General features: G+C 53.1%; 12 protein-coding genes. 8 read left to right on the top strand and 4 right to left on the bottom strand.

Going from position 1 to position 18368, the window contains the following annotated elements; translation table 11 throughout:
- The first annotated feature begins 54 nt into the window (after positions 1-54).
- Complete coding sequence (locus K0T92_RS10230) at positions 55-1050, top strand: cation diffusion facilitator family transporter (RefSeq protein WP_219872358.1); 996 nt, start codon at positions 55-57, stop codon at positions 1048-1050.
- A 47-nt stretch (positions 1051-1097) separates the two neighbouring features.
- Complete coding sequence (locus tag K0T92_RS10225) at positions 1098-2429, top strand: glycoside hydrolase family 3 protein (protein ID WP_246628045.1); 1332 nt, start codon at positions 1098-1100, stop codon at positions 2427-2429.
- A 340-nt stretch (positions 2430-2769) separates the two neighbouring features.
- On the opposite strand, the gene K0T92_RS25490 is transcribed toward K0T92_RS10225, so the two are convergent.
- The 3 genes from K0T92_RS25490 to K0T92_RS10210 form a co-directional block, all read right to left on the bottom strand.
- Positions 2770-4737, bottom strand: coding sequence for a glycoside hydrolase family 15 protein (locus K0T92_RS25490; RefSeq protein WP_343223683.1), 1968 nt, complete (start codon positions 4735-4737; stop codon positions 2770-2772).
- Complete coding sequence (locus K0T92_RS10215) at positions 4734-5762, bottom strand: LacI family DNA-binding transcriptional regulator (RefSeq protein WP_219872357.1); 1029 nt, start codon at positions 5760-5762, stop codon at positions 4734-4736. The genes K0T92_RS25490 and K0T92_RS10215 overlap by 4 nt, the downstream gene beginning before the upstream one ends.
- 231 nt (positions 5763-5993) lie before the next feature.
- A complete protein-coding gene (locus K0T92_RS10210; protein WP_219872356.1) occupies positions 5994-7760 on the bottom strand; it encodes a glycoside hydrolase family 13 protein in 1767 nt (588 codons plus the stop codon).
- Between the two features lie 400 nt (positions 7761-8160).
- Here K0T92_RS10210 and K0T92_RS10205 point away from each other — a divergent pair, with 400 nt between their 5' ends.
- The 4 genes from K0T92_RS10205 to K0T92_RS10190 all read left to right on the top strand — a co-directional run bounded on the left by K0T92_RS10205 (position 8161) and on the right by K0T92_RS10190 (position 10224).
- Positions 8161-8745, top strand: a complete 585-nt coding sequence (locus K0T92_RS10205; protein ID WP_219872355.1) for a TetR/AcrR family transcriptional regulator — start codon at positions 8161-8163, stop codon at positions 8743-8745.
- A gap of 6 nt (positions 8746-8751) precedes the next feature.
- A complete protein-coding gene (locus K0T92_RS10200) occupies positions 8752-9120 on the top strand; it encodes a DMT family transporter (protein WP_219872354.1) in 369 nt (122 codons plus the stop codon).
- Between the two features lie 21 nt (positions 9121-9141).
- Complete coding sequence (locus K0T92_RS10195; protein ID WP_219872353.1) at positions 9142-9465, top strand: DMT family transporter; 324 nt, start codon at positions 9142-9144, stop codon at positions 9463-9465.
- Positions 9466-9552: 87 nt separating this feature from the next.
- A complete protein-coding gene (locus tag K0T92_RS10190) occupies positions 9553-10224 on the top strand; it encodes a serine/threonine-protein kinase (RefSeq protein WP_246628044.1) in 672 nt (223 codons plus the stop codon).
- 74 nt (positions 10225-10298) lie between these two features.
- On the opposite strand, the gene K0T92_RS10185 is transcribed toward K0T92_RS10190, so the two are convergent.
- Complete coding sequence (locus tag K0T92_RS10185) at positions 10299-10937, bottom strand: DsbA family oxidoreductase (RefSeq protein ID WP_219872352.1); 639 nt, start codon at positions 10935-10937, stop codon at positions 10299-10301.
- Between the two features lie 391 nt (positions 10938-11328).
- Between K0T92_RS10185 and K0T92_RS10180 the strand changes: the two genes are divergently transcribed.
- Positions 11329-12546, top strand: a complete 1218-nt coding sequence (locus K0T92_RS10180; protein WP_343223682.1) for an ATP-binding protein — start codon at positions 11329-11331, stop codon at positions 12544-12546.
- 83 nt (positions 12547-12629) lie between these two features.
- Positions 12630-18344: a HAMP domain-containing protein gene (locus K0T92_RS10175; protein WP_219872350.1), complete on the top strand. Its 5715-nt coding sequence runs from the start codon at positions 12630-12632 to the stop codon at positions 18342-18344.
- Positions 18345-18368: the final 24 nt, after the last annotated feature.

Raw genomic sequence — 18368 nt, 5'->3', positions numbered from 1 at the left:
TCTGGAGGGAGATCGTATAGTACTATAGAAGAGCATTCAAGGGAGAGGATATTTATGCACGGGCATCATAACCATTCGCATGATCACCATGGACATAACCATTCGCATGATCACCATGGACATAACCATTCGCATGATCACCATGGTCACGGTCACCATCACCACCATCATGATCACGGCAGAGACGGCAACAAGAAGGGGCTTTTCATTGCTTTAGTGATTACCGGGGGAATTATGCTGCTGGAGTTTTTCGGCGGATTAATTACGAACAGCCTTGCCCTCCTGTCAGACTCGGGCCATATGTTGAGTGATGCCAGTGCCCTCCTGCTAAGTCTGATCGCGTTATCCGTGGCAGCCAGAGCCGCTTCGCCCCGTAAAACATACGGCTACCACCGTTTCGAAATATTGGCTGCATTGTTCAATGGTGTGACGCTCTTCGTCATCGCCGGCTTTATTATATGGGAGGCTTATGAGCGCCTCTTCGCTCCCCCGACTGTAGCTAGCGGCTCGATGATGCTCATCGCATCGATCGGCCTGCTTGCGAACATTGTGAGCGCCTGGTCGCTTATGAAGAAGGGCGATGTCAAGAACAACGTTAATTTGCGCAGCGCGTATCTGCACATCATCGGAGATGCGCTCGGTTCATTAGGAGCGATAGCGGCTGGACTTGTCATGCTTATATTTGGCTGGTATATTGCAGATCCTATTATTAGTGTGATCGTCGCTTTGTTGATTCTGAAGGGTGCTTGGGGTGTAGTAGCGCATACCTTTCATATTCTGATGGAAGGCACTCCCTCCGGCATTAATCAGCAGCAGGTGAAGAAAGCGCTGGAGGATATAGAGGACGTCAAGAATGTCCATGACCTGCATATTTGGACGATTACGTCGGGGCTTGATTCATTAACCTGCCATCTGCTGGTGAGGGATGAGAGTGATCAGTCCGCCATTCTTCAAGAAGCGATTCGCATGCTCAAAGAGAAATTCAATATCGACCATGTGACGATTCAGATTGAGACGTCGATCATCCATCATGCGGAATTGCGTGTATAGGATGGCGAGAGGACGATGAGGACTTGCTTAGAGGAAGAATGCGCATCATGTTTGTTTTACTCCTGATCTGTTGCCTCTCAGGCTGTTCCAATTCGAAGGGCAATACTGCTCCACCTGAAGCGGGGGCGCCAGGGGCTGGTCAAGCTCCATCGGGGAACTCTCCGCCAGTTCATGAGCCGGAGGCCGGGCTTCAAGATGCTCTGAAGGGAATGACGCTGGATGAGAAGCTGGGACAGTTGGTTATTGCGGGGATTGAAGGAAAGACACCCAGTGGGCGCATGAAGGAAATGATTCTGGGGCAGCATGTGGGCGGTATTATTTTCTTCAAGGATAATTTATCCGCCAGGCCCCGGGAAGTTACGGCCTTGGTCAATCAGCTCAAGGCCTGGAACAGGTTGAACCCTGCCGCGCCGCCCTTGCTCTTCTCTGTTGATCAGGAAGGGGGGCGGGTCAGCCGCCTGCCAGGAGTAGAAGCACTGCCCGCTGCGCATGCAATTGGCGCAAGGAATGATGCTGGATTCGCTGCTTGGATCGGCAGCACGCTGGGGAAGATGTGCAGATCCATGGGCATGAATATGGACTATGCCCCGGTGCTCGATATTAATAGCAATCCCGATAACCCCGTCATCGGCAGCCGGTCCTTCGGAACGACAGCGGAGCTTGTAACCAGAATGGGGTTGAAGGAAATAGCGGGACTGCGAGAGCAGGGCGTCATTCCGGTTGTGAAGCATTTTCCGGGGCATGGGGATACGGGGGTTGATTCACATCTGGACTTGCCCGTCGTGCGCAAAGGGGTAGAAGAATTGCGGGCGTTGGAATGGGTGCCATTCATTGAAGCGATCCGTGAAGGCGTGGATGCGGTTATGGTGGGACATCTGCTGCTCCCTGAGATTGATTCGAAGCAGCCGGCGTCCCTATCCAGGCTGATGATTACTGGACAGCTAAGGGGAGCGCTTGATTTCAAGGGTGTCATCATTACCGATGATATGACAATGGGCGCGATCTCGAAGCATTATGGAATAGGAGATGCAGCTGTTCTGACGATCAAGGCAGGCGGAGATCTTGTGATGGTCGCGCATAAGTACGATAACGTAGCTGCTGTGCTGGGTGCGCTAAAGCAAAGTGTCGAGAACGGGGAAATATCGGAGGAGCGCATTGATGAAAGTGTCGGCAGAATTCTGAAGCTGAAGAACAAATACAGACTCACAGACGACCCGACGCCTTCTCCTGATAAGGAGCTTGCGCGGTTGAATCAAGCAATCCGCAAGAAGCTTGCGGTAATGGGGATAACTCAGGGACAATCGTATCCAGGTGCGCCTCGTGAGCTTGGTACAGTAAATGACAACAAGGGGCTGTCCGAAAAGTCCAATATCCAATGAGCCAGTCCCAAATGACGTGAAGGGATGCCTCCAAAACCACTAAAAGTGGGGCTGGAAGCATCTTTCATTGTATATGGGGGGCTTAGGCAGCGTGACGGAGCAAGAAGGCTGCGAATGTGCATGAATTTCGGTCACAAGACGCCATAATGACAGAATGCCTGCGATCAAGCATGAATGTGAGGACAAATCGGCCGATAAAGGAAAATGAAGGTGAAATACCTGCACGCTGGCAGGCATTTCACCTTCATGGGGCCAGAAACGAGCAAATAACTGCCGTTTCGCATGTTTCGCCTAGTGGGAGCTGAGATTTCCAAAAAGGACTTTCAGGCTTTCGGGGCAACTACAGCTGATTGCCTTCCGCAAGCATGGATACCGCCAGTATGAACATGGCATGCGACCAAGTAAGAGGGACAACCCAGGCGGTCTCTCCGGTCACCCGATCTACTTGCTCAGGGAGCAGGCCCATGTCGGTCCGGTGTTCTACGGCCCAGCGGAGCATCTCTCTCGCTTTGTCATATTCGCCTACTGTAATGCGATAGTGGGCCAGCCATAGTGTGGTAAGTATCCACGGATTGCCGCCCATATAGTCGTCATTCTCGTAACGTCTGATCCCGCCAACTTCAGGAGAGGCAAGCAGCTTTTCGATTGTATCGGCAGTCATGCGCATACGCTCGTCGGTCGCATCCACAGCGGCGAATGGAACGGCGATGCCAAGCAAGCTGATATCCACCATGGAATCATACTTGAGATAGTGAGTCGTATAGCCTTTCTTGGATGTTACGGTATAGACGGGATGCCCTTGCCCAATCGCCTGCTCGTATGTATGCGGCCACACTTCCAGATTCAAAGCGCGATGGTAGCTGTTCTTGGCTTCATTCCAGCAGTTCTGGTCAATGCCATTCTTAATGGAATTCGCGGCTGCTTCCCATGCAGTGGCAAGATCCTCGCGGTTCTGCAGGCGGGCGAATGAAGCTGCTGCCGATAATCCGCCATATACTGCAGCAGCTGTATAGGTATGCTCGGCAATCCGCTCTTCCCACAGGTCGCGGCTCGGACGCGGCAGGCCGGTCTCTGCATCCAGCTGGCTGGCAAGATAATCGGCGCCCTTGGACACTGCTGGCCATACACGATCGAGGAAGGTGCGATCCTGCGTATGATTGTAGTGCGACAGCATGCCCCAAATAATGGAGGCCCCTTCATCGAGCTGGATGCCCCAGGTCGGCGCGGCAGTGCCGTCATGATAATGACGCTGCTGCCAGGAGCCGTCAGGGTCTTGGGCGGTAAGCGCCCAGTCGTAGAAGCGGGACGTAAGCTCCGTCAGGCCGGCCTTGTCCAGCGCAGTTGTAATGAACGCCGCATCCCGTCCCCAGCAGTATGCATAGCCGCCACAGCGGGTGTAGCCCTCGTCGAACTCAGGCGCGGCAACGATGCTGCCTGTCGCTTCATCGGACATTAATTTGAACATAAGAACAGAGCGCTCATACAAGTCCTTGATATCCTGGTCTTCTGTAGGGCATGGAGCGGCATTATCGATGAGATTCTTCCAATAGCTGACGGTCTCCGCATACCATTCGTCAGAACGGCGGCTTGTCGCCAGACGAAGCGCATCCAGGGAGGAGAACCGATCCAGACCTGCGGCGATATAGACGGGTATAGTAGCAGTCTGTCCGGGTTGGAGTGCATCAACACGCCAGCTGAGAGCTCCATCTGTTGTTGTGTCAATTATATTGCCATAGAGGGTTCCCCGCCCGGCATGATCCCAGGCGCGGCCTGCATGGAAGCCGCTGCATTCCGTGGAGCTTGCAATTGAGAAATAATACCGGTGGCGGTAATGAACGAGCGCATCTGCCTCTTCATCGAAGAGTACGGTGTTGTATAGACGATTATCCGTGATATGGAAGGAAGAATAAAATATAAACTGGAATGAAACCGGGACATCGCTTTCATTCGTGAATGAATATTCACGCACATAAACGTCTTGATCCGGCACGGCGAAATCTACCGTGACACAGGAGACAGGGATGCGTTCGTTGGCAGCCTTCACCCGGAACACATTGGTCTGCGGGACATAGGCAGCCTCGTGCTGCCAGCCGTCCTGACCATCATCAAACCAGGTCGTTGCTCCGGTTGATAGATGCCCCTCCAGGTACAAGCCGCTGCGAATACGATCCAGATGCTGCGGGAAATCGATGTTCGGCCACCATAGCCGGTAGATCCGGCCTGTGCGGCCCAGTGATGCGAGAAAGCGGGAGTTGCCTGTAATAGCGTCGATTAAGTACGGTTTGTCAGTAGAAGAGATGATATTCACGACCTTTTTGAAATTTGATTAATGGATGACTGGCGCACGACAAGACGGTGCGGCAAGATTAGCTGATTCTCTGGCAGAGGCTTGCCCTGCGCTGCGCGAAGCAGGGATTGCGACGCAGTATAGCCAAGGTGATAGATGCCAATGTCCACGGAACTGATCGGTGTCGAAGCCAGCTCTGATAACGGATTATTATTGAAGCTTATCAGACTGATATCATCGGGGACGTTGTAGCCGAGCTCTGTTAATCCGCGAAGAACGCCAAAGGCAATAGCATCATCGAACACAACAAGCGCGCTCGGGCGCTCGGGCTGGTTCATATAGCCCGACATGGCACGGAATCCGCTTTCCTGAATCATATCAACGGACGTAATCCATTCCGGCCGGGTGGACAGATTCGCATCGCTTAACGCTTTATGGTAGCCTTCAAGCCGGTCTTGCGCAACGACCAGATTGGACGGTCCGTTAATAAAGCCGATTCGTGTATGTCCTTGTCTGATCAGGTGGTTGGTCGCATCCTGCGCCGCTTGAATATTATTGTTGTCGATGGAGAGCACATCGGGAAATTCGTCGCTTCTCCCGATCAGCACGAACGGAAATTTGTTCTCCTGGAGGAAGCCGATAATGGGGTCGCTAGTCCGTGAGGACAGCAAGAGGATTCCGTCAACCCTCTGTCCGCGAACGAGGCGCGATATCGCCATCAGCTCGTCCGTATCCTTCGTGACGGTCGTAATTAGCGTATCATAGCCGGCACTGGTTGCTTGGGTCACAATCCCGCGAAGCAATTCCCCAAAAAACTCATTGCGGAACAGCTCCTCCGCAGGGCGGGGCAGCAGGATGCCGAGTGTTTGCGTCGTCTTGGACACAAGGCTTTTCGCCATTATGTTAGGATGGTAGCCAAGCTCCTCCATAATTGCCTTCACTTTACGTGATGTTTCGTGACTGATTCTGGGATGATTAGAGACAACTCTGGAGACCGTTGATGGGGACACACCTGCGATCTTCGCTATGTCCTTAATAGTAACCATTGGGCTTTACCCTCCGTGAATAAGCGCAAACGTGTGCACTATATCCTTCTTTATTATACGCCAAGTGGCGATTGTGTAAATAGAGTATAGCACTGTTCGGGATGACGGTGAAAGGAAAATGATAGCGCTGTCATAAACAACCGGATCAGTCAATAAAGGGCAAAAAAAGGCCGCTCCAAGTCGCCATCAGATGAGATGACTTATGGAGCAGCCTTTATTTCAAGACTTTAATCAGGTCCTGCCCGCTCTGTTCACGGACTGTCTGAGAATAGTGAAGCTGTAAGGCGCCAGGTTCAGCGACAGCAGCTTATCCTTAATGCGCACGGACTCGCCGGTGAAGACATCGCTCCAGGCGCCATTGGCGGATGGAACAGCGAGCTTGCGGGTACGCTCGCCAGCGTTGATCGCAATAACAAACCGGTCGCCTTCTGTGCATCTGCGCTCGTATACGATAGCAGCATCTTTGGCGGCAGCATGCATGAAGCGAATATCCATCGAACGCAGTGCCGGGTTCTCTTTGCGGAGCGCGATTATCGTGCGGTAGAAGCTAAGCAGATCGCTGTTCTGTGCGTTCTTGTCCCACACCATGCATTGACGGCACTCCGGATCATTGCCGCCCGACATGCCAATCTCATCGCCATAATAGATGCAAGGGGTACCCGGGAAAGTGAACTGGAACAAGGTAGCCAGCTTCATCCGGCGCTCGTCTCCGCCGCACAGCGTCAACAGCCTCGGGGTGTCATGGCTGTCCAAGAGATTGAATGCGGTCTCGCCAACCTGCTGCGAGTAAGCGGCAAGCTGCGCTCCAATGGCCTGGGAGAATTGCAGCCCGTCAAGCGTGCCATATGCCATATAATCCAATACAGCATTCGTGAACGGGTAGTTCATGACAGCGTCGAACTGGTCGCCATCCAGCCACATCAGGGAGTCGTGCCAGATCTCGCCGAGAATGTAGGCATCAGGATTGACGCGCTTCACCGTCTGTCTGAACTCGCGCCAGAAGTGATGATCGACCTCATTGGCTACATCAAGGCGCCAGCCGTCGATGCCGATTTCTTCGATCCAGTATTTGGCCACCTTGAGCAGGTAGTCCTTCACCTCGGCATTCTCGGTGTTCAGCTTGGGCATAATAGGCTGGAACGAGAAGGTGTCGTAAGTCGGAATGCCGTTCTCGACCCGCAGCGGCCATTCGCGCACATGGAACCAGTCCGCATACTTGGACGTTGCTCCATTCTCCAATGCATCGATGAAGGGCGGGAATGTCTTGCCGGCATGATTGAATACGGCGTCGAGCAGCACGCGGATGCCTCTTCTGTGGCATTCATCGACAAGCTCCTTGAGCTTCTCGTTCGTGCCAAAATGCGGATCCACCTTCAAGTAATCCTCGGTGTCATATTTATGATTGGTGGTTGCCTCGAACAGTGGGGTGAAATAGATAGCATTCACGCCAAGATCGGTCAAATAATCGAGATGATCCATGACACCCTGAAGATCGCCGCCGAAGAAATTGAACGGTGTAGGCTCGCCTCCCCACGGTTCTACAGCCTCGGGGCTGATGGAAGGATCTCCGTTGGCAAATCGTTCAGGGAAGATCTGATAGAATACGGCTTCCTTCACCCATGCCGGCGGCTGAAATACATCAATGGGATTAATAAAAGGAAAGTCGAAGAAAGTATCCGCATTGTCCGGAAGTTTGGTGACGAAGCCTTTCTCTGTCATCCACAGCTTCTTGCGGCCCTTCTCCAGCTGGAAGGAATAGCGGAGCCTCCGGTAAGGCGGCTTCACGGCAACCTCCCAATAATCGAATAACATATCTGAGATAAAGAGGCGCATCGGTACTTTATTAACCGTGCCCTCCCAAGCGTATTTGTCACCGACAACTGCCTTTACCGCATCGATATCACCCTTCTTCGTCCGGATGCGTAAGTGCAGCGTCTCACGGTCATAGGCGTAAGCCCAGTTGTGCTTCGGGCGATGATAAATGGCTTCCAGCAACATTGCGTGGTCACTCCCGTTTAGTAATATAGGTCCATACAAAAAAAGGCACACCCCCGTTGTAATGCTCACGAGGTTGTACCTTCTAGGTATCAGGGCCTTCTAATTGTGTACGGCAATTATAGCATGCACCGCTATGTTTAGGTAGTGTAAGGATAGTGAATACTAGGCAAATTATGCATATTTAACTGCATTCATAGATAATACCATAATAAGCTAATTATAGTCCATTAGTCCTGGGTATAAAAGCGGATATTATTATTGCTTTCAAAGTTGCTCCCTATGTTTTTACACTTAAAGGGAGTGGAAGTTGACCATTGACAATAACGAAAGTAGCGGATAAAATCAAGTAAAACTAACGTTCGTTAGGCAGTGGGAACAAAGGGGTCAGGGGGGATGGAATGTGACAGCCAACCGGTTGAAGCAGGCGGCGCTTGCGCTGTTCGCAGAGTCAGGCTACGAAGGTGTGTCCTTATCGGAAATTGCTAAAGAGGTCGGAATTAAGACGCCGTCGATCTATGCGCACTTTGAATCGAAGGAACAGCTGTTCCTCTCTCTGATCATGGACGAGATGGCAGCGGAGCAGAAGCGCTTTGCTGCAATGACGGAGCAGGCGGCGAATGGACAGCCGATGGAGCGGTTATATGCGGCGTTCAAGTTCTTCACCGATCTGGACAACTTAACGAAGGTGCAGACATTCATGAAGCGGACGCTGATTGTTCCGCCGAGACATCTGCAGGATCAATTGCGCGGCCAATTTTTGGAATACGAGGCGTGGTACGATGAATATTTTATAACATTATTTGGTGAATGCTTGCCCGGGAGCAGCGAGGCTTCGGTCAGCAGATTGATTGCTCTGTTCTATGCGCTTATTGACGGTCTGCTGGTGGAGCACAAGTTCTATGAATCGGAGATTTACCGGCAGCGGCAGGCAGTTATATGGGATTGGATTTGTGAGGCGGTGCAACTTACAGAAGCGAGAGGGTGACACATCATGGCATGGTTGTATCTCATCATTGGCGGATTGTTCGAGGTAGGTTGGGCGTTCGGCTTGAAGGAGGCGGACGGCTTCACCCGGCTGCTGCCCAGTGTGCTGACGATAGCGGCGATGGTAGCGAGCTTTGTATGCTTCGCCAAATCGCTGCAGAGGATCGAGATCGGAACCGCTTATGCGGCTTTTACAGGAATCGGGACGGCAGGGACTGTGGTGATCGGGATGCTGGTGCTCGGAGAGCCGGCTGAGCTGCTCAAGCTGTTCTTCGTTGCCCTGCTGCTCGGCGGCATTATTGGTCTCAAGATGATCTCCTCAAAGCCAGACAGCGCAGCAGAAGAGACGGACAACGAGAGGGCGCAACAGATCTAGATCAACGAGGGGGGAATCAAGATGGCGTGGGTGTTCCTGCTTTTATCAGGGCTCGGAGAGGTCGGCTTCGTTACGTTCATGAAATTATCCGACGGATTCAAGAAATGGAAGGGAACGCTCGGGACTGTTCTTGCAGGCGGATTGAGCTTCTATTTCTTATCCCGGTCGCTGCAGAGCATACCGATCAGCACGGCATACGGTGTGTGGACGGGCATCGGTGCGGCGGGAAGTGTGTTGCTGGGCATGATTGCATTCGGCGAATCAAGAGATCGCAGGAAGCTGCTGTTCATCGCGATGATTATCGCTGGTGTGGCGGGCTTGAAGATCGTTGGGGGAGGGCATTGAAGCCTGGACCTTTGACGGTCTTTCTTTTTGCGCGGGATCGTTTTAAAATGTAAATCATAGACCATGTATCCAAGAAAGAGGGAACGATTGATAGTGGCCACGGATCGGAATGCAGAACAATTGGCATCATGGATAGAGAAGGAGCTGCTGCCCGGGCTGGTGCTCGAAAGCGTGCATAACGGCGAGCCGATCGTTGTGCGGAATGCGCCGGAGGGGTGGAAGAAGCTGGGGGCAGGCAACTACGCGGCTGTATTCGCTCATTCGGATGCGGAGGATGTCGTCGTCAAGGTGTATGCTCCCGGACGTGAAGGGTGGGAGGATGAGGTTGAAGTATACCGTCGTCTCGGTGATCACCCTGCCTACTCCCGGTGCTATTATGCGGGCGAATGGGAAGGGCGCAAATATTTGGTCATGAAGCGGCTTCATGGAACGACATTATATGAATGTGTGAAACAAGGCATCAAGATTCCCAAGGAAGTCATAGACGATATTGATGCTGCGCTTGACTACGCGCGAGAGCGGGGGCTGCATCCCCATGATGTCCACGGCAAAAATGTCATGGTGGCGGATGGAAGGGGCATCGTTGTTGATGTGTCTGATTTTCTGAAGACAGAGCCCTGTCTCATGTGGGACGATTTGAAGAAGGCATACAATCGGTTCTATATGCCCTTCTTGTCCAAAGCTCCGGTGCCTATGCCGGATTGGGTGATGAACAGTGTCCGCAAAGGGTATCGCTTGTTCCGCTCCGCCCACTCCTGAATACATTGTTGATCGGAAGAGCGCGGGCGGACAAGCCTGCGCTCTTGTCATGATTGAGAGACTTCACTTCCGGTCTAATCCTTCCTGGCCGCGCGCTCCAGCAATTCGACAAGCTTCTCGGCAGGATAGGCGCCAGATAAGGCGTATTGATTATTGAACACGAAGAAGGGGACGCCTGTAATGCCAATCTGTGCTGCTTGCGCCAAATCCGCATCAACGGCTTCATTTCCTCCGCCTTCCTCCAGCTGCGCGGACAAACGGTCGGCATCCTCGCCCAGATCGGCTGCGATGGCGGTGAGCTCACTCCATTGTGCAATATCGCGGCCCTCTTCAAAGTTGGCGCGGAACAATGCTTCAACTGCATCGGCACGCTTCTCCTCAGGCAGCAAAGCGACCATTCTATGGGCCAGACGGGTATTGGGCATCCGCTCAACAAGGTCGAAGCGGAAGGTGATGCCGACGGCTGCCCCGGCCTGTGCCACCTGCTCCTGCATCCCCTGCAATCTGGCGATGTCGCCGCCTGTCTTGCGAAGCATCACTTCCTCGAATGGACGGCCCTCAGCAGGCAGCTGCGGGTCCAACTGATAAGCATGATAATGAACAGTGGCTGGTTCTCCTCCCTTCTCCTCCCACAGCTTCAGTGCGCGGTAGAGATTATGCTTGCCGATTCTGCACCAGGGGCAGACCATATCCGAGTAGAGATCAATACGCATCGTTACAACATCCTCTCATTTAGTATTTCAAGTTGAACCAGAGATAAGAACAATAGAGTGGAGCAGGGGGAATGATTATGGAGAAGCGTCAGCGCTCGCCTTTGTTCCCGGAATTCCACTGCGAGCTACTTAAATGCAAGAATTCCGGATCAACAGTGATCGTAAGATCATTCCCCTGCGCAGCAGCCTGGAAGTTCCTAATGAACGAAATCATCCCTGTTTCATTCAAGCTCCCAGCGGTTACATATATAAGGAGTTCAATCAGGATCGAAGCTTACGGGAGAGCAATTAGCTCTGCGGAGCTTCGCTACTTCTGTATGCGGGCAAGTGCGATCATTATACTCCATTTGTCCTGATGCAAGAAAGCAGGACAGCGGCAAGGAGGGATGAGGTGGATTACCCTGTCAATATACTGCTCGTGGACGACCATCCGGAGAACCTGGTTGCCATTGAGGCGGTGCTGGCTGGTGAGCCATACCGGCTATATCGGGCTTATACCGGACTGGAGGCGCTGCGCTTCCTGCTCGAAGACGAGTTTGCCGTCATTGTGATGGATGTGCAGATGCCGGATATGGACGGGTTTGAGACAGCCCGCATTATTAAGACACGAGATAAATTGAAGCATGTACCCATTATCTTCTTATCGGCGACCAATCATGCAGAACAAGATTTCAGAGGCTATTCAATTGGCGCCGTTGATTATATGAGGAAGCCGTTCATTCCGCAAATTCTCAAGTCCAAGATCGAGGGCTATGTCAGCATCTATGAAGCCAATAAGGCGCTCCAGCTGCAGAGCGAGCTGCTGCAGAAGCAGACCAAGGAGCTGGAGAAGACGAATCAGGAGCTGATTCAAGCCAAGGAGTCCGCCGAGATTGCTTCCCGGGTGAAGTCGGAGTTTCTCGCGATGATGAGCCATGAGATCCGGACACCGCTGAACGGGATTATCGGGATGTCGGATTTGCTTATGACCTTGAAGCTGACCGATGAGCATGCCGAGATGGTGGAGATCATCCATAAGAGCAGTATTGCGCTGCTCTCGGTCATTAACCACATATTGGATTTCTCCAAGATCGAGTCCGGCAAAATGGAGCTGGAGGAGCAGCCTTTTGTACTCAAGCATTGTGTGGAGGAAACGGTTGATCTGTTCACGGCGGAGTCGCGGGAGCGCAAGCTTGAGATGGTCGTTGCCATGGATCCGTCCCTGCCTGTCATTATATATGGCGATATGACCCGTCTGCGGCAGGTGCTCATCAATCTGGTAGGGAATGCGGTTAAATTCACGCATGAAGGAGGCGTCTACATTGTCGTCAACAAGCTGGAGGAGCAGGAGAACCGGATTGAGCTTGAGTTTATTATCAAGGATACCGGGATCGGCATTCCTGAGGATAAGCTCGGGCAGCTGTTCCAGCCCTTCTCCCAATTGGACGCCTCGACTGGCCGCAAGTTCGGCGGCACCGGTCTTGGCCTTTCGATATGCAAGTCGTTAGTGGAGCTTATGGGCGGCACGATCCGGGTAGGCACGCCCGAGGAAGTCGGCGCGACTATTATTTTCACGATAAAGGTCCGGCAGTATGCGGATGAGGATCATGACGAAATGCCGTTCCTGTAAGGGGCAGGCATGAAACGATGTTATGCGCTGTTCGCTGTTCGTGATGGGCGAGTTTCTATAAACCGGTATATGGAGTGGATAAAATGGCGGATCAGGATATGAAGCTGGAAGCAGAAAATGGACAATTAGATACCGGATTGCTGCTAAATGCATTAATGGCGTTCAAGAAGGGGGATTTCTCCTATCGAATGCCTTACGATCATACAGGCGTTGCCGGCAAGGTGGCGGATACCTTCAATGAAATTATGGATATGCAGGAAAGCATGGTATCCGAGGTGCAGGCTGTCGCAAGAGTGGTGGGCAAGGAGGGCAAGCTCACCAGAAGGTTCACGCATAGGAACACCGGGGGTATGTGGGAGACGGCTGTTGAATCACTCAATGGTCTCGTCATTGATCTGATCCAGCCGACCAGCGAGATGGTCCGCGTTATTAACGCGGTCGCCCAGGGCGATCTGTCGCAGAAGGTGGAGCTGGAGTTCGAAGGCAGAGCGCTGACTGGCGAGTTTCTGCGGACGGCCAACAATATTAACCGGATGGTCAATCAGCTCAGCATCTTCGCCTCCGAGGTGACGCGCGTAGCCCGTGAGGTGGGTACGGATGGCAAGCTGGGCGGACAAGCGGATGTAAAGGGTGTATCCGGCACGTGGAAGGATCTTACGGACAGCGTGAATAACATGGCCAGCAACCTGACGGATCAGGTGCGCAACATTGCGGCTGTGACGACGGCGGTAGCCAATGGCGACCTGTCCAAGCAGATTACGGTTAACGCCAAGGGGGAAATTCAGGAGCTCAAGAACACGATCAATACGATGGTGGAACAGCTCTCCATGTTCTCCTCCGAGGTGACGCGCGTGGCGCGTGAGGTCGGCACGGAAGGCAAGCTGGGCGGGCAAGCGGATGTAAAGGACGTATCGGGCACATGGCGGGATTTGACGGAGAGCGTTAACTACATGGCCTCCAATCTGACGAATCAGGTGCGCAATATCGCAGTCGTCACAACGGCGGTTGCAAACGGGGATCTGAGCAAAAAAATTACGGCTGATGTGCAGGGCGAGATTCTGGAGCTGAAGAACACGATCAATACGATGGTGGATCAGCTCTCGACCTTTGCTTCGGAGGTTACCCGGATGGCCCGTGAGGTCGGCACGGAAGGCATTCTCGGCGGACAAGCTGAGGTTAGCGGCGTGGCGGGCACCTGGCGCGATCTGACGGAAAGCGTTAACTATATGGCGAGCAATCTGACGAATCAGGTGCGGAACATCGCCGAGGTGACGACTGCCGTTGCCAAGGGCGATCTGTCGAAGACGATTACGGTGGATGCCAAGGGTGAAATTCTGGAGCTGAAGAGTACAATCAACACGATGGTGGACCAGCTCAGCAACTTTGCCTCTGAAGTAACGCGCGTGGCGCGTGAGGTATCCAATGAAGGGATACTGGGCGGTCAAGCGGATGTCAAGGATGTATCGGGCACGTGGAAGGACTTGACCGATAGCGTTAACTTTATGGCGAGTACGCTGACGGATCAGGTGCGGAACATCGCCGAGGTGACAACAGCGGTCGCCAAGGGCGATCTGTCCAAGCAGATTACGGTTAATGCCAAGGGCGAGATCATGGAGCTGAAGAATACGATCAATACGATGGTGGATCAGCTCTCGACCTTCTCCTCGGAGGTTACACGCGTGGCGCGAGAGGTGGGCACGCTTGGCATTCTCGGCGGACAAGCACAGGTAAGAGGCGTAGCGGGTACCTGGTACGATTTGACGGAGAGCGTTAACTATATGGCCTCCAACTTGACGAATCAGGTGCGTAATATTGCGGTGGTCACGACGGCGGTTGCGAACGGGGATCTGAGCAAAAAAATTACAGCGGACGTTCAAGGTGAAATTCTGGAGCTGAAGAATACGATCAATACGATGGTGGACCAGCTCTCGACCTTCGCTTCGGAGGTTACGCGCGTGGCGCGCGAGGTTGGTACGGACGGCAAGCTGGGCGGTCAGGCGCAGGTTAAAGGCGTAGGCGGCACATGGAAGGATCTGACCGAAGGCGTTAATAATATGGCGCGCAATCTGACGGATCAGGTGCGCAATATCGCCGAGGTGACGACAGCGGTAGCCAAGGGCGATCTGTCCAAGAAGATTACGGTAGATGTAAAGGGCGAGATTCTGGAGCTCAAGAACACGATGAATACGATGGTGGGACAGCTCGGCAACTTTGCCTCCGAGGTTACGCGCGTGGCGCGTGAAGTAGGAACCGAGGGCAAGCTGGGCGCTCAGGCCGAGGTGAAGGATGTATCGGGTACGTGGAAGGACCTGACCGATACGGTTAATTACATGGCCAGCAATCTGACGATCCAGATGCGCAATATCGCAGGCGTTACAACGGCGGTGGCCAATGGCGATCTGTCGAAGAAGATTACGGTAGATGTGAAGGGCGAGCTGTTCGAGCTGAAGAATACGATCAATACGATGGTGGATCAGCTCAATTCGTTCGCCTCCGAGGTTACGCGCGTGGCGCGTGAGGTTGGTACGGACGGCAAGCTGGGCGGTCAGGCCCAGGTGCGTGGTGTTGGCGGGATCTGGAAGGATCTGACCGACAACGTTAATATAATGGCGACGAATCTGACGGATCAGGTGCGGGGAATCGCGAAGGTCGTAACGGCCGTCGCCAACGGCAATATGAAGCAGAAGCTGAATGTGGAAGCGAAGGGCGAGATTGCGGAGCTGACGGATACGATCAACAATATGATCGATACGCTGGCGACCTTCGCCGATCAGGTCACGACTGTAGCCCGCGAGGTAGGCGCAGAAGGAAAGCTTGGCGGACAGGCGAACGTACCCGGCGCAGCAGGCACCTGGCGCGACCTGACCGATAATGTTAACTACATGGCGAGCACATTGACTACTCAGGTGCGGGCCATTACGAATGTAGCAACTGCGGTGACGAAGGGGGATCTGTCGAGGACGATTGACGTTGCTACAGCTGGTGAAGTAGCTACACTCAAGGATAATATTAACGAGATGATCCGCAATTTGAAGGAAACGACCCGGATCAATACGGAGCAGGATTGGCTCAAGACCAATCTGGCGAAGTTCTCCCGGCTGCTGCAAGGGCAGCGGGATCTCAACGCCGTATGCCGCATGATCCTGTCAGAGCTGGCTCCGCTTGTATCGATGCAGCATGGCGTGTTCTACATCAATGAGCCGGCGGGCGGCGAGCAATCGCTCGCGCTGTTCGCCAGCTATGCCTATCAACAGCGCAAGCATCTGTCCAACAAGTTCCGCGCCGGCGAGGGGCTGGTCGGACAATGCCTCATTGAGAAGCAGCGTATTCTGCTGACTAATGTGCCAAGCGATTATGTTGCGATCTCATCCGGACTTGGCGAATCGCCGCCGCTTAATATTGTGCTGCTGCCGATTATTTTCGAGGATCAGGTGCTGGCTGTACTGGAGCTTGCATCATTCCGCTCCTTCAGTGGAATCGATATCGCATTCCTTGATCAGCTGACAGAGTCCATCGGTATTGTCATTAACACGATGCAGGCCAATCAGCGGACGGAAGAGCTGCTTATGCAATCCCAGTCGCTGACCGAGGAGCTGCAGAAGCAGCAGATGGAGCTGCAGAATACGAATGAGGAGCTGGAGGACAAGGCGAAGCTGCTCGTCATCCAGAAGGCTGAGGTGGAGAGCAAGAACAATGAGGTCGAGCTTGCCAAGCGCTTCCTGGAAGAGAAGGCGGAGCAGCTGGCACTGACGTCCAAGTACAAGTCCGAGTTTCTGGCGAATATGTCGCATGAGCTTCGCACGCCATTGAATTCCTTGCTGCTGCTCGCTGAACAGCTGGCAGAGAACCCCGATGCGAATCTGACGGAGTATCAAGTGAGATTCGCCAAGACGATTCAGGATTCCGGCATCGATCTGCTCCATCTGATCAATGATATTCTTGATTTGTCCAAGATTGAGTCAGGCACAGTGGCTCCGGATTATAATGAGCTGTCGATAGCGGCGCTTGCCGACGGTTTAGACCGAACCTTCCGCCATCTGGTGGATCATAAGGAGCTGGACTACCGGATTAAGACAGATCCCGATGTTCCCGGGACAATTGTGACCGATGCGAAGCGGCTGCAGCAAATTTTGAAGAATCTGCTGTCCAATGCCTTCAAGTTCACGCAGAAGGGACAGATTATGCTGCTGATCCGCCGGGCTTACGACGGCTGGAATGTGGAGAATGAGACGCTGAACAGGGCCAAGATGGTGGTTTGCTTCTCTGTCAGCGATACGGGAATCGGCATACCGGAGGAGAAGCAGGGCATTATATTCGAAGCCTTCCAGCAAGCGGACGGCAGCACCAACCGCGAGTACGGGGGAACAGGTCTGGGCCTTGCCATCTCCCGCGAGATCGCCACGATGCTGGGCGGAGAGCTGACCCTTCACAGTGCGGTGAACATCGGCAGCACCTTCAACCTGTACCTGCCGCTGAATGAGGTTGTTGAAGCTGATCCCAAGCCAAGATATGTGCCGGAAGTGATCGATGTGACGCCGCCCAAGCGCGGGCGCAGCTTCAGTCTGATTCCGGACGATGAGATCGTGGATGACAGGGACCATATTGAGCCGGGCGACCGCGTGTTTCTGGTCATCGAGGATGATCTGAAATTCAATGAGATTCTGCTGGGGATGCTGCGCAAGAAGGGGATCAAGGTTGTTATTACAGCCAAGGGCTCCAATGCGCTTGAGCTGGCGCACAGGTACAATCCTGTAGCCATTACGCTGGATCTGCGGCTGAAGGATACCGACGGGTGGCTTGTAATCGAGCATCTGAAGAATGACCTGAAGGTTCGGCATATTCCGGTGCTTGTTATAACCGTCGAAGAAGATGAGATCGAGCTGATGCGCAAGGGTGTCAAGGATTACATCTGCAAGCCCGTCAATAATGAAGAGCTGGATAACGCGCTGGACAAGCTTAATGAATATGCCGATAGAACTGTGCACAATCTGCTGATTGTGGTCAATGACGGGCAGCGGCGCAAGCAGTATGTAGAGATGATCGGCAATTCGGATGTCAAGATTGTCGCCGTCGAGACTGCCAGGAAGGCGCTGAACCAATTGAAGGCGAAGGACTTCGATTGTGTGCTGGCCGATAATGATCTGCCGGATATGAATCTGCCCAAATTCGTAAGAGAGATGCAGCTTAACCATAAGAATAAGTATACCCCTGTCGTCATTCACCCAAGCAGAAAGCTTACAGGGGATGAAGAGAACGAGCTGGAGGAATTAATGAAGTCAGCTGTGGTCAAGGAAGTGCGGTCACAGATGCAAATGATGGACGAGACGACCTTATTCTTGCACCGTCTGGCGGAGAATTTGCCGGATGGGGCAAGGGAGAAGCTGCTCAAGCATCAATCGGATGAAATGATTGAATACAAGAAGGTGCTTGTGGTCGATGACGATATCCGGAATATTTTCGCATTGACGACGATTCTGGAGCGGCATAATATGAAGGTAATTCCAGCAGAGAACGGACATGACGCCATCTCCATTCTGGAGGAATCCTCAGATATTGATATTGTCCTGATGGATATTATGATGCCTGTGATGGATGGCTATGAAACAACCCGCGCTATCCGCCAGCAGGAGCGGTTCAAGGATCTGCCTATCATTGCGCTGACAGCCAAGGCGATGAAGGGTGACCGTGAGCTGTGCCTGGAGGCCGGGGCCTCCGATTATATCACGAAGCCGGTCAACAGCGCGCAGCTGTTATCGATGATCCGGCAGTGGCTGGATCGCCAATCGGATGATAGCTAATCTAATTGCAGTCGCTCCCTACAG

It is taken from the genome of Paenibacillus oenotherae (assembly GCF_019443105.1).
Taxonomy (GTDB): domain Bacteria; phylum Bacillota; class Bacilli; order Paenibacillales; family Paenibacillaceae; genus Paenibacillus_Z; species Paenibacillus_Z oenotherae.
The sequence above is the reverse complement of the archived record's forward strand: the minus strand, read 5'-3'. Positions and strand labels throughout refer to the sequence as shown.

Bases quoted from the DNA above. Each gene is read 5' to 3' on its own strand.
- K0T92_RS10215 (WP_219872357.1), bottom strand. From the start codon at position 5,762: ATGGTTACTATTAAGGACATAGCGAAGATCGCAGGTGTGTCCCCATCA.
- K0T92_RS10230 (WP_219872358.1), top strand. From the start codon at position 55: ATGCACGGGCATCATAACCATTCGCATGATCACCATGGACATAACCAT.
- K0T92_RS10225 (WP_246628045.1), top strand. From the start codon at position 1,098: ATGTTTGTTTTACTCCTGATCTGTTGCCTCTCAGGCTGTTCCAATTCG.
- K0T92_RS10175 (WP_219872350.1), top strand. From the start codon at position 12,630: ATGGCGGATCAGGATATGAAGCTGGAAGCAGAAAATGGACAATTAGAT.
- K0T92_RS10210 (WP_219872356.1), bottom strand. From the start codon at position 7,760: ATGTTGCTGGAAGCCATTTATCATCGCCCGAAGCACAACTGGGCTTAC.
- K0T92_RS10185 (WP_219872352.1), bottom strand. From the start codon at position 10,937: ATGCGTATTGATCTCTACTCGGATATGGTCTGCCCCTGGTGCAGAATC.
- K0T92_RS10200 (WP_219872354.1), top strand. From the start codon at position 8,752: ATGGCATGGTTGTATCTCATCATTGGCGGATTGTTCGAGGTAGGTTGG.
- K0T92_RS10195 (WP_219872353.1), top strand. From the start codon at position 9,142: ATGGCGTGGGTGTTCCTGCTTTTATCAGGGCTCGGAGAGGTCGGCTTC.